This is a genomic window from Delftia sp. WSY_16 (assembly GCF_043104415.1).
In the GTDB taxonomy this organism is placed as follows: Bacteria; Pseudomonadota; Gammaproteobacteria; order Burkholderiales; family Burkholderiaceae_C; genus Comamonas; species Comamonas tsuruhatensis.
In genome coordinates this window covers 61586-73501 of the sequence record NZ_JBICKS010000033.1, presented here as the reverse complement: position 1 = coordinate 73501, position 11916 = coordinate 61586, and the positions used below count along the sequence as shown (strand labels likewise).

Below are 11916 nucleotides of genomic sequence, written 5' to 3'. Positions count from 1 at the left end.
CACTTCGCGCTGCGCGCTACGTTCAAACAATCACGGCGAGTCAGATGACGAAGCAGTCCTGTCCTTCGGCAGGACTGCAACCCCGCAACCACCACGGCGCAGGCGCTGACATACGGGGAGTTTGCCCGGGCCTTCGCTGCGCTCGGCTTGGGGCTTCGGGGCGCTTGCCGTCTTGAAAGCCTCTATCATTGCGGCGGCCCCCTGTTCAGGGGCTGGTGCGTAAGAACACTTGACTGTTGAGCGGTGCGGCCTCGCCGTTAAGGAGGCCTTGTCACGTCTGAATTGTCGGATCGTGGGTGCATGCCCACGTCCCTGCGGTTACGGGCGGGATGGGGCTACCCGCAAGGGCGTCCGCACGGCTCAGCACGTGTTCTTAACATCCCGTCCACCTGTTTGTGCGTAAGAACACAGACGGGTGGTTCCCGTCTCGCTGAGGAGTAAATCATGTACGTCATGTACGGCACTTCTTTTTCTGCCTTCCCCTCCACCCATCAAGCGCCCCACGCTGGCGCGTCTGCCGTGGGAGGGGTTGCGCCATGAGTACCGCTTCCCCAACCCTGACCCAGCCCACGCCGCAGCAGTTGAGCCATGCCGTGACCGAGATCGGCCGGCTGACGCTGCAAGGCAGCAGCGAGGTGTACTCGCTGGGCCAGCTGGCGCTGGCCTGGCTGGAGCGGCCCGAGGGCCATCGCAATCTGGAGGTGGTGGCCAATGCGCTGCAGGCCATTTGCGGGTCTGCGCAGCGGATGGAGGAGCTGGTGGAGGACGAGGTGAGCTACGTGCATTGCCTGCAGGAGGATCCGGCGTATCTGCGGCGGATGGCTGCGGCTTCGGCGGCGTTTGAGCGCTGATTCTCTTTGCAAGCCCTGTCGGGCCTTCGCTTCGCTTGGCCTGGGGCTTCAGCTCAGGACGTTCTTCAGCAGCGTCTTTTCCTGGTCCGTGAGGGCGGCGATGCACTCGTCGCCCAGGGCCTGCAGCAGCCGGGTGCTGTCGGCATTGGCGATGTCCAGGCCCAGGCGCTTTTGCTGGGCTGGGGGCTGCGTGAAGTTCAGGCGCAGGTAGCTGCTGGTGCCCAGTTCCTGGCGGGCCGCCTTGACGGCCTGGACCTCCTGGGCGGCCATGACCAGGTCCAGCAGGGGCTTGACCAGGGTCAGCCCGCGCCGGGGCATGGCCACGGGGTCCTGGCCCTGCTGGGGGTTGGCGGTGCCTACGCTGATCATCACGATGTCGGCCGCTGGCCCCCAGAGCTGGCGTGCGGCCTGCAGGGCCAGCAGGTCGGGCGCGTTGGCGGCGAGTCCGCCGTCCACGAAGACATGGCCTGCTGCGGCGTGCGCGGGAAAGTAGGTGGGGGCGGCCGATGAGGCCAGCATGGCGTCCATCAGCGTCAGGCCCAGCCGGTCCCTGTCGGGCAGGGCGCCGCTGGCCAGCACGTGCAGCTGCGATGAATTCCAGTTCACGGCGGGCAGCAGCAGCGGCACCTGCAGTTGCCCCAGGGCGGACTGCTCCGCTTGCGGCATGGCCTCCTTGATCGCTGCGCGCAGCGGGGCGCTGTCATAGAGCGCCTTGCCCATGGCCTGGCGCAGGCCGGGCAGCCATTTGGAGGGAAAGATGGCGGGGCCGTGGTCCAGCAGCAACTGCTTGATGCGCGCGGGCTGGCAGCCGCTGGCCAGGGCGGTGGCGATGATGGCGCCGATGGAGGTGCCGGCGAACAGGTCCACTTTCTCCAGCAGGTCGCCGTTGCCGAATTCGCGGTGGATGCGCTCCAGCACATGGGCGCTGAACAGGCCGCGATAGCCGCCGCCCGACAGGCTCAGGACGACCCGGCGCCTGCGCAGGCCCTGGCGCACCGCGCTGGACAGGGGCGGTACGTCGAAGTCCATCACAGCGCGTGCACGGCAACGCCCCGGGCGGCGGCCTGCGTCAGGTAGAGGTTGGCGGGCTCGGTGTAGCAGACCTTGAGCAGGTCGGCCGTGGCGATGAGCAGCCGCAGGTCCTGCGCCAGGGGCGCCGTGCCCTGCGGGCCCTGGCTGTCCAGCGGCGCGAAGTTGCGCCATTCGATGAAGCGCTCCAGCACCTTGTTGTCCACGCTGGTCAGCATGGAAGCGCCTTCGGCCCGCAGGTTGGCGTACAGCGCATCGAGCAGGGAGAACCACTCGTTGCGGTCGCGCAGGTCGTGGAATGCCTCGGCCACGGCCGCCTTGGCGATGGCCATGGACAGGTCGCTGACGATGCAGTCCAGCGGCCGGATGGTGGAGAACCACTGCAGGGTTGCGGGCTCCTGGTTCGCCATCCACAGCAGGCAGCGGGGGCCCAGCAGGTAGCGGCTCATGGCGCGCGCCGGGCGGGTACGTCGATATCGCCGCGCGCCCCGGACATCTGCGCAGCGGACAGATCCACGGCCTGGCGCGGCAGTGGCAGCGATCTGCAGATGTCGGCCACCGTGCGGGGGGCGCGCTCGTTGGCGGACAGGGCCACCATGTGCTCCTCGCTGACGATCACGTAGCGCTTGCGGCCCTGGGAGATGAGGGCCACCCCGTCGTGATCGGCCTGTTTGAGCACCGCGCCGTACTGCGCCTTGAAGACCGAGATCGGCATGGGCGTGGTGTTGCGCGGCATGGCCGATCCGACCTGATGGCTCAGGTCCCGCAGGGCGCGGTTCAGCGGGTCGCGTTCGCCCTCGGGCAAGGCAGCGTCGGTGCGGGCGGAGAAATGGGACGGCATGATCGACCTTTCTGGTCAGGTTGTGCTGCCATTGTTGGTCAGGCTGACCAGGGTGTCAATTGTGGCCATGGCAGGCCCCTGCGGCGCCCCCGCCAGGCGCCGGTCCGCACTTGTACCCCGCCGCGTCTGCGCTACACTTGCCCGCTATGTTCATTCATCGCATGTTCATTGCAGGTTGTGGAGACCGGGGAGCCTGGCCCTGGCGCAAGCCTGTCCAACTGAACAGCTGAAGCACCCGGGGCGCGACCCGGCGTGCACCCGAGGCCCTACGGGCCAATCGAATGAATCGGCGCAATCCATACGCAGCCCGCACCCACACCAGGTCTGCCAGCGCCACGCAATCCGGAGCCTTCCCCCGTGATCACCGAACTCGAATTCAAGAGCCTTGCTGCGCAGGGCTACAACCGCATCCCTCTGATGGTCGAGGCGTTTGCGGATCTCGAAACCCCCCTGTCCCTCTACCTCAAGCTGGCCCATGCGGGCGGTGACGGCAAGCACAGCTTTTTGCTGGAGTCCGTGGTGGGCGGCGAGCGCTTCGGGCGCTACAGCTTCATCGGCCTGCCTGCACGCACGCTGCTGCGCGCCAGCGGCTTCGGCGAGGCGGCATGCACCGAGGTGGTGACCGATGGCCAGGTGGTGGAGACGGCCAAGGGCAATCCGCTGGATTTCATCGCTGCCTACCAAAAGCGCTTCAAGGTGGCGCTGCGCCCGGGGCTGCCGCGTTTTTGCGGCGGGCTGGCCGGCTACTTCGGCTACGACGCCGTGCGCTACATCGAGAAGAAGCTGGAAGATTCCTGCCCGCCCGATACGCTCAACTGCCCCGACATCCTGCTGCTGCAGTGCGAGGAAGTGGCGGTGATCGACAACCTGTCGGGCAAGCTGTACCTGATCGTCTATGCCAACCCCGGCGAGAGCGAGGCCTATACGCGCGGCAAGAAGCGGCTGCGCCAGCTGAAGGATTTGCTGCGCTACTCGGTCAGCGCGCCGCAGATCAAGGCCGGCGAGAGCCACCCGGCCCAGCGCAGCTTTGCCAAGGAAGACTACCTGGCGGCCGTGGAGAAGGCCAAGGAGCTGATCGCCGCGGGCGACTTCATGCAGGTGCAGGTGGGCCAGCGCATCCACAAGCGCTTCACGGCCAGCCCCTTGAGCCTGTACCGCGCGCTGCGATCGCTCAATCCCAGCCCCTACATGTACTACTACCACCTGGGCGATTTCCATGTGGTGGGCGCCAGCCCCGAGATCCTGGTGCGCCAGGAGAACACGGACGAGGGCCAGAAGGTCACCATCCGCCCGCTGGCCGGCACGCGCCCGCGCGGCGCCACGCCCGAGGCCGACAAGGCCACCGAAAAGGAACTGGTGGCCGACCCCAAGGAACGCGCCGAGCACGTGATGCTGATCGACCTGGCGCGCAACGACATCGGCCGCATCGCCAAGACGGGCAGCGTGAAGGTGACCGAGGCCTTTGCCGTGGAGCGCTACAGCCACGTGATGCACATCGTCAGCAACGTGGAGGGCATTCTGCGCGACGGCATGGACAACATGGATGTGTTCAAGGCCACCTTCCCGGCCGGCACGCTGACGGGCGCGCCCAAGGTGCATGCCATGGAGATCATCGACCAGCTGGAGCCGACCAAGCGCGGCATCTACGGCGGCGCCTGCGGCTACCTGAGCTTTGCGGGCGACATGGACCTGGCCATTGCCATCCGCACGGGCGTGATCAAGGACGGCACGCTCTACGTGCAGGCCGCCGCCGGCGTGGTGGCCGATTCCGTGCCCGAGATGGAATGGAAAGAGACCGAGCACAAGGCGCGCGCACTGATGCGCGCGGCCGAGCTGGTGGAGGAAGGACTGGAATGAGCACGGACCGCGCCAAGCAGGCCATCGACCTGGTGCAGCACTGCACCGACATGCTGGATGTGCGCCGCAATGTGGATGCGCTGGACGATGTGCTGGTGCCGCTGCTGGTCACGCGCATGGGCTACATGCAGCAGGCCGCGCGCATCAAGGCCGATGCGGCCCAGGTGCGCGACGAGGGCCGCATCGAGGCCATCGTGCGCCGCGTGCGCGAGCGCACGGCCGCCGAGGGCGGCCAGCCCGACATGATGGAGGCGGTGTACCGCCACCTCATGGAGGAATGCATTGCCTACGAGCACCGCGAGTTCGCGCGGCTGCGCGAAGGCGGTGCGCAGGACGATCGTTCCTAGGGCCTGTTCACACTCATGCGGGAATCGCGTTGCCCGGCAGCCAGCGCAGCGCATGGCGCGCTGCCACCCATTCCTCGTTGGTGGGCTCCACGCCCACGGTGACGGCGCTGCCGGTGGCCGAGATCACGGCCGCATCGCGCGCATTGGCCTCGGCGTCCAGCCGCAGGCCCAGAAAGCCCAGGCCCTCGCACACGCGCCGCCGTATCTCGGCGCTGTGCTCGCCCACGCCTGCGGTGAACACCAGCAGGTCCAGGCCGCCCAGCACGGCGACCAGGGCGCCGATCTCGCGCACGATGCGCCGCACGTACAGGGCCAGCGCATCGCGGGCGCGCTCGGCCTGGGCATCGATGCCTGACTCCAGCGGCAGCAGCACGCGCGGCTCGGACGAGGTGCCCGAGACGCCCAGCAGGCCGGACTCGTGGTACAGGATGCGGCCCACTTCCTGCAGGCTGAGCTTTTCGATTTCCATCAGGTAGATCACGGCGCCGGGGTCCAGCGCGCCGGTGCGCGTGCCCATCATCAGGCCGTCCAGCGCAGAGAAGCCCATGGTCGTGGCCACGCTTTGCAGGCCCTGCATGGCGCACAGGCTGGCGCCGCTGCCCAGGTGGGCCACCAGGGTGCGCCCGCGCGCCAGGTCGCCATGGCGCTCGGGCAGGGCGGTGGCCATGTATTCGTAGGACAGGCCGTGGAAGCCGTAGCGGCGCAGCCCGCGTTCCCAGGCCGCATGCGGCAGGGGCAGCAGTTGCTCGACCTTGGGCAGCGTGTGGTGGAAGGCGGTGTCGAAGCAGGCCACCTGCACCAGTTCGGGCCGCTCGCGCAGCAGGATGTCCATGGCCTCCAGCGCAAAGGGCTGGTGCAGTGGCGCCAGCGGGATGAAGGCCTTGAGGTCGGCCAGCACGCCGGCATCGACGCGCACGGGCTCGAAGTAGCGGCTGCCGCCGTGCACCACGCGGTGGGCGATGGCGGCCACGCGGGCGCCGTCCAGCTGCGCCAGGCGCGCGGTGATGCGCTCGCGGATCAGCTGCAGCGCGGCGCGGTAGGGGTGGGCTGTGTCCAGGGTGATGGCAAAGGGCGGCACGCCGCTCTCGCCGAAGTCGGGCGCGGGCCCGCCTATGCCCTGGACCTTGCCGTTCCACAGCGGCTTGCGCGGCAGCGGGCGCTGTGCACCGTCGAAGACGGCGAACTTGATGCTGGACGAGCCGCAGTTGAGCACCACGACCAGTTCGCGGGCGGGGGAGGATGCGGTGTGGGCAGGGATCATGGCGGCGAGTTCCGGTAGCGGTGGGCCAGCAGCAGGGCGATGGCGCAGGAGGCGATGCGCGAGGCGCGGCTGTCGGCGCGGCTGGTCAGGATCACGGGCACCTTGGCGCCCATGACGATGCCGGCGCTGGCCGCCTCGCCCATGTACATGAGCTGCTTGGCCAGCATGTTGCCGCTTTCCAGGTCGGGCACGACCAGGATGTCGGCCTGGCCCGCCACGGGCGAATCGATGCCCTTGGTGCGCGCGGCGGCCATGGACACGGCGTTGTCGAAGGCCAGCGGCCCGTCGAGCACGCCGCCCGCGATCTGGCCCCGGTCGGCCATCTTGCACAGCGCGGCGGCGTCCAGCGTGGCCGGCATGTGCGGGCTCACGGTCTCCACGGCGGCCAGGATGGCGACCTTGGGCTCGGGCACGCCGATGGCATGGGCCAGGGCGATGGCATTGCGCACGATGTCGGCCTTTTGCTGCAGGTCGGGTGCGAGGTTGATGGCCGCGTCGGTGACGATGAAGGGGCGCGGGTAGTGCGGCGTCTGCAGCACGAAGCAGTGGCTGACGCGGCGCTTGGTGCGCAGGCCGGCGGCGGCGGCCACCACCTCGGCCATGAGCTCGTCCGTGTGCAGGCTGCCTTTCATGATGGCCTCGACCTCGCCGCAGGCGGCCAGCTCGGCGCCGCGCGTGGCGGCGGCGTGGCTGTGCGGCACGTCCTCGATGCGCAGGCCGCCCAGGTCCAGCCCGTGCTCGGCCGCCACGGCCTCCAGCCGCGCGCGCGGGGCCACCAGAACGGGGTCGATCAGGCCTTCGCGGCGCGCGTCCAGCGCGGCCGAGAGGCTGGGCTCGTCGCAGGGATGGACCACGGCCACGCGGATGGGCGGCAGGCCGGCCACATGGGCCAGAAGGCGCTGCAGGCCGTCGCGTCCGCCGGCTTCCAGGCGGATCTCGGGCAGGCTGGTGCGCTGGCGCTCGATGTGGCGCGCCGGCGCATGCACGGTGGCCTGGCCCTCGATCACGGCGGCGCCATGCTGGTTGGTGCAGGCCACGGCCAGCGTGACCTGGCGCTGCTCGGCCTGCTTGCCCAGCACCTCCACGCGCACGGTCAGCCGGTCGCCTGCGGCCAGCGGCGCCAGAAAGCGCAGCGTCTGGCCGACCAGGGTGGTGCCGGGGCCGGGCAGGCGCGTGCCCAGCACCGAGGCCAGCAGCATGCCGCCCCACATGCCGTGGGCGATCAGGGCCGTGTCGTCATCGTCGGCGCCGGCGCCGTCGGCCACGGCCGCGCCCGACAGGGCGGCAAAGAGGCGCAGGTCCTGGGTGCTCAGCGTGCGTTCCAGGCTGGCGCTGTCGCCCACGTCCAGCTCGTCAAAGCTGTGGTTGCGCATCAGGGCCAGGTCTTCGGGCGGCAGGGCCGCATCGGAATCGGGGGAGAGGTTCATCGCTTTTTCCGGGGGCTGGGGTGTGCGCGGCTGGCCTGGGCGCGTGCGGGGCGCTTGGCGGCAGGCGCGGATTCGGGAACAGGTGCGGGCTCGGGGGCCGGTTCAGGAGCTGCCGCAGGGGCGGCCACAGGAGCCGCAACAGGAGCGGTCAGAGGCGCTGCCGAAGGTGCCGTCAAAGGTACCGTCACAGGTGCGGGTTCAGGCTCGGCCGCCGAGGCTGGCGCGATGGCCGGGAGCCGCTCGGCCTGCTCTTTCGCCTGCCTGGACTCGGCGGCCTCCAGCGCCTGCACGAAATGCCCCATGGCCTGCAGCAGGCGCTGGTGCTCGGCATCGCTGAGGTTGCCGCCCTGGTTGGCCAGCTCGTCCACCGTGGTCATGCCCCAGCGGATGTCGGCGGCGGGCGAGGCGGCCAGCAACCGGGGGATGGCGGCCATGGCGGCGTCGGGCTCGCGCTGCATCAGCAGGGCCTGGCGGCGCACGATGCGGCGGAACTGCGCCATGTCGGGCGGCACGCCGCCCAGGTGGTCCTGCAGCAGCCGCCAGGCGTGGCGGAAGTGGCGTTCATCGGCCTCGCCGCGTGCGCGCAGCACGTGGAACAGGGCGCGGATGACGGCCTCGTACAGCCCGCCCTGGGCCACGCTTTCGTGCAGCCGCGCCAGCTCCTGGCGCATGTACTGGCAGTGCTCGGGCGATTCGCCGGGGTGCGGGCGCGGCGGGCCATCGTCCTGGCGGCTCTGGCCGGCCAGGGCCTGGACCAGGGGCGAGCCATAGATGGCGTGGAACAGCCGCGCCTGCATGGCATCGCGCTGGTCGCGGTAGGTGTCCAGCAGATGCACCACGGCCTGCGACATGGCCTGCTGCGCCTTCAGGAAGGGGTTGTCGGGCTCGACGGGGTGGCGGTCCTCGCGCGCATGCTCGGCGGCCTGGGCCACGACGGGCGCCAGCGGGTGCGAGTCCGACCAGCATTCATAGCCCACGCGCAGCGGGTGCATGGCCTGCAGCCAGCGCGCAGACAGCGGCGTGGACAGCGCCTGCACCCAGGGCTGCACGGTGTTGCGGTACAGGGCCAGGTTGATTTCGGAGACGCGGGCGGCGGCGGCAAAGTGGCGCTCGCTTTCGGGGTCGGGCCGGACGATGTCGCGCACCTCGGCCAGGTCGCTGCGGCGGATCTTCATCAGGTAGGCGGCGTCGGTCAGCTCCTGCGGCGGCACGCCGGCGGGGCGGTCGGCGATCTCGGCGCGGTAGATGCCGGCGGGCAGCAGGTCGATGATGTCGATGTGCGCCGCGAACTCGCGGTGCTCCTTGCGGCCCACGGCGCCCGAGACAAAGATGCCCAGGTGTCCGATGCTGTCATGCGTGGCGAAGACGATGGTCTGGTCGTGGGCGGCGATGTCCTCGTCATCACGGTACAGGTCGGTGATCCAGCCCAGGGCCTGGCCCGGCGGCGTGATGTTGTCGCCATGCGAGCAGAACACCACGATGGGCGAGCGGATGTTGCGCAGGTCGATGCGCACGCCGTCCGAGGTGGTCAGCTCGGCCGTGGCCAGCCGGTTGCCGATGAACAGGTTGTCCACGATGTACTGCATCTCGCGGCCTTCGAGGAAGACATGGCCGCCCCAGTACTTCTCGAAGCCCAGGTAGCGCGGCCCCTCGGTGTCCACGTCGGCATAGACCTGGTACTGCTTTTCCCACAGCGTGTTGGCGGGGTTGAGGTTCTCGAAGTTCTGCACCAGCCAGGCGCCGTCGAAGCGGCCCGCACCCAGGTCGCTGGTCAGTGCCGTCACCCAGCTGCCGCCCATGAGGCCGCCGCCGTAGCGCATGGGGTTGTCTCCGGCCCAGTACGACAGCGGCGCGCCGGCCACGATGATGGGCCCGAACAGCTCGGGCCAGACGGCGGCCGTCATGAGGATCTGCCAGCCGGCCTGGCAGTTGCCGATGACGGCGGGCTTGCCCCGGCTCTCGGGGTGAAGCTCGGCGACCTTGCGCACGAATTCGGCCTCGGCGCGCATCACGTCCTCGACGGTCTGGCCGGGCACGGGGTCGGGCAGGAAGCCCACGAAGTAGCAGGGATGGCCGGCCTTGAGGGCGGCGCCGATCTCGCTGTCGGGCTTGAAGCCGCCGATGCCAGGGCCGTGGCCCGCGCGCGGATCGACGACGATGAAGGGGCGCTTGGCCGGGTCGATGACCGTGCCCTCCATAGGCGCGATGCGTGCCAGCCCGTAGTTGACGGGACGCGGCAGCTCCAGGCCCGACATCACGATCTCGGCCTGGAAGCTCAGCACATTGGGCACTTCCTCGGCCAGGTGGGCGCGGTACTGGTTGCCGCGCTGGCGCCGGATGTCGGCATACAGCAGCGTGCGCTGCCAGGCATCGGTGGCGTACTGTGCAGCTGCCTGGGGCAGCTTCAGCGGATCGCCCCACAGTGCCCCCACGTCCACGGTGCCGTGGCTATCGAGGTGCTCGTTCATCTGGCCCACTCCTTTAACGGGCATGTCCTGCCCCCTGCTTGCAGATTGCGTGTGAATGGCCGCCAAACGGCCCCGCGCCTGCGGGACCGTGCGGCTTGTGTCAGCCCCTGGGCTCTTCAGCCGTGGGCGGCAGCGTCCCGGGCCGTTTCGGCGGCAGCCGCTGCAATGGGCTGCTGCGCCGCATGGTCGGGCGGGGTGACGGATGGGGTCACGGACTGGGCCATGGACTGCACGGCCGAGGTCCAGCGCGCCAGCAGGTCGCTCCAGGGCACGGCAGTGTCGGCCGCGCCCTGGGCGCCGCCGCTCAGCGTGGCTGCCACCTGCTGCTGCCAGTCGTGCACGGCCTGCTGCACGCCCTGGGCCAGGGTCATCTGGCTGGCCATGGCCGTCTGGGCCAGGGCCTGGGCATGGCCCATGCGCAGGTGGGCGTGGCGCCAGAAGGCCTGGGCGGGCAGGGTGGCCAGCTCCTGCCAGCAGCTGGTCTGCTGCACGCCCTCGATCTCGTTGCCGGTCTCGGCGATGCGCTCGGGGCCGTTGCGTGCGGCATGTTCCAGCCATTGCTGGCCGCTTTCCTGCAGCAGCCGGCTCAGGTGCAGCTGCAGTTCGAGCTGCGCCTTGAGCAGATGGAGGGGAATGGTCTGTGCGCTCATATGGAACTCCTTGCTGGTTGACGTGGAAAGATGCCTTGTCGGCGGAACGAAACTCAGGCCATCTGGCCGATGGTCTTGCGAAAGCGGGCGAGCGTGAGGGCGAACAGCACGGAGCCGATGGCGGCCAGTGCGAGAAAGGGCTTCCAGACCACGTCCAGCCCCGCTCCGCGGTAGAGGATGGCCTGCGACAGCTCGACAAAGTGGGTGGTCGGCGCGGCCAGCATGATGGTCTGCACCAGCTGCGGCATGCTTTCGCGCGGCGTCATGGCGCCCGACAGCAGCTGCAGCGGCAGCAGCACGAGCACCAGCAGCATGCCGAACTGTGGCATGTTGCGCGCCAGCGTGGCAAGGAAGATCCCCAGCGACGTTGTGGCGAACAGGCACAGCGCGGCCCCTGCCAGGAACAGCGGCTGAGAGCCTTCGATGGGAACGCCCAGGGCGCCGCGCACCACGAGGTTGAGCGAGGCAAAGGCGGTGACCAGCACGACCAGTCCCATGGACCATATCTTGGCCAGCATGATCTCGGTCGGTGTCACCGGCATGACCAGCAGGTGCTCCACCGTGCCGTGCTCGCGCTCTCGGATCAGCGCCGCGCCCGTGAGGATGATGGACAGCATGGTCACGTTGTTGATGATCTGCATCAGCCCGCCGAACCAGACCTTGTCCAGCGCGGGATTGAAGCGCGCGCGCACCACCAGGTCCACGGGCAGGGCGGTGGCGCCCCGAAAGCGCCGCACGAACTCGCTGACCTCGGCCGAGACGATCTGCTGCACGTAGCTGTTGCCCGTGAAGGCCTGGCTCATGCGCGTGGCGTCCACGTTCAGCTGCAGCTCGGGCGCGCGGCCCGCCAGCACGTCGCGCTGGAAGTTGGGCGGGATGTTGAGCACGAAGGTGTAGGTGCCCGAGTCCATGCCCGGGTCCATCTGCGTGCGGTCGATCATGGCCGGCGGCGCGAACTGCGGCGGATAGAAGGCGCCCGCGATGCGCTGCGACAGCGGCGAGCCGTCCTCGTCCACGATGGCGATGGGCGCGTTGTGCAGGCTCTCGGGCATGGCCGTGGCCGCCGTGTAGATGGAGACCGTGAACACATAGGCGATGAGCACCAGCAGCACGGGGTCGCGCCACAGGCTCCACAGCTCCTTGACGCCCAGCCGGTAGATGTTGGAGAAAAGGCGGGTGCGCATG

At 69.4% G+C, this 11916-nt stretch carries 11 protein-coding genes; 3 read left to right on the top strand and 8 right to left on the bottom strand.

The window, feature by feature from the left end; genetic code table 11:
• Window positions 1-536 precede the first annotated feature (536 nt).
• Entirely contained in the window at window positions 537-851 is a 315-nt protein-coding gene (locus ACF8O7_RS17745; protein WP_047219032.1) for a hypothetical protein, read from the top strand.
• Window positions 852-899: 48 nt separating this feature from the next.
• Here ACF8O7_RS17745 and ACF8O7_RS17740 read toward each other — a convergent pair whose 3' ends face one another.
• Genes ACF8O7_RS17740 through ACF8O7_RS17730 form a run of 3 tightly spaced genes read right to left on the bottom strand, consistent with a single transcriptional unit; the run spans window position 900 to window position 2721 of the window.
• Window positions 900-1880, bottom strand: coding sequence for a CBASS cGAMP-activated phospholipase (locus ACF8O7_RS17740; protein WP_392443934.1), 981 nt, complete (start codon window positions 1878-1880; stop codon window positions 900-902).
• Window positions 1880-2329 (bottom strand): hypothetical protein, encoded by a 450-nt coding sequence (locus ACF8O7_RS17735; RefSeq protein ID WP_016449524.1) that lies wholly within the window; start codon window positions 2327-2329, stop codon window positions 1880-1882. Before ACF8O7_RS17735 ends, ACF8O7_RS17740 begins: the two co-directional genes overlap by 1 nt.
• Window positions 2326-2721 (bottom strand): hypothetical protein, encoded by a 396-nt coding sequence (locus ACF8O7_RS17730; protein WP_013804688.1) that lies wholly within the window; start codon window positions 2719-2721, stop codon window positions 2326-2328. The genes ACF8O7_RS17735 and ACF8O7_RS17730 overlap by 4 nt, the downstream gene beginning before the upstream one ends.
• A 357-nt stretch (window positions 2722-3078) precedes the next feature.
• On the opposite strand from ACF8O7_RS17730, the gene trpE reads away from it, so the two are divergent.
• Both trpE and ACF8O7_RS17720 read left to right on the top strand, forming a co-directional pair.
• Window positions 3079-4578, top strand: a complete 1500-nt coding sequence (trpE, locus tag ACF8O7_RS17725) for an anthranilate synthase component I (protein ID WP_392412090.1) — start codon at window positions 3079-3081, stop codon at window positions 4576-4578.
• Window positions 4575-4925 carry a chorismate mutase gene (locus ACF8O7_RS17720; protein WP_016449526.1) on the top strand — a complete coding sequence of 117 codons (351 nt, stop codon included), beginning with the start codon at window positions 4575-4577 and terminating at the stop codon, window positions 4923-4925. The genes trpE and ACF8O7_RS17720 overlap by 4 nt, the downstream gene beginning before the upstream one ends.
• 13 nt (window positions 4926-4938) lie before the next feature.
• On the opposite strand, the gene ACF8O7_RS17715 is transcribed toward ACF8O7_RS17720, so the two are convergent.
• The 5 genes from ACF8O7_RS17715 to ACF8O7_RS17695 all read right to left on the bottom strand — a co-directional run bounded on the left by ACF8O7_RS17715 (window position 4939) and on the right by ACF8O7_RS17695 (window position 11915).
• Window positions 4939-6186 (bottom strand): acetate/propionate family kinase, encoded by a 1248-nt coding sequence (locus ACF8O7_RS17715; protein WP_047219035.1) that lies wholly within the window; start codon window positions 6184-6186, stop codon window positions 4939-4941.
• On the bottom strand, window positions 6183-7613 hold the full coding sequence (locus tag ACF8O7_RS17710; RefSeq protein ID WP_392407638.1) for a bifunctional enoyl-CoA hydratase/phosphate acetyltransferase: 1431 nt from the start codon (window positions 7611-7613) through the stop codon (window positions 6183-6185). The genes ACF8O7_RS17715 and ACF8O7_RS17710 overlap by 4 nt, the downstream gene beginning before the upstream one ends.
• Window positions 7610-10081, bottom strand: a complete 2472-nt coding sequence (locus ACF8O7_RS17705; protein ID WP_392443932.1) for a DUF3141 domain-containing protein — start codon at window positions 10079-10081, stop codon at window positions 7610-7612. Before ACF8O7_RS17705 ends, ACF8O7_RS17710 begins: the two co-directional genes overlap by 4 nt.
• 116 nt (window positions 10082-10197) lie before the next feature.
• A complete protein-coding gene (locus tag ACF8O7_RS17700) occupies window positions 10198-10731 on the bottom strand; it encodes a hypothetical protein (RefSeq protein ID WP_392443930.1) in 534 nt (177 codons plus the stop codon).
• Between the two features lie 53 nt (window positions 10732-10784).
• Window positions 10785-11915, bottom strand: coding sequence for an ABC transporter permease (locus tag ACF8O7_RS17695; RefSeq protein ID WP_017405871.1), 1131 nt, complete (start codon window positions 11913-11915; stop codon window positions 10785-10787).
• Between the last annotated feature and the right edge of the window lies 1 nt (window position 11916).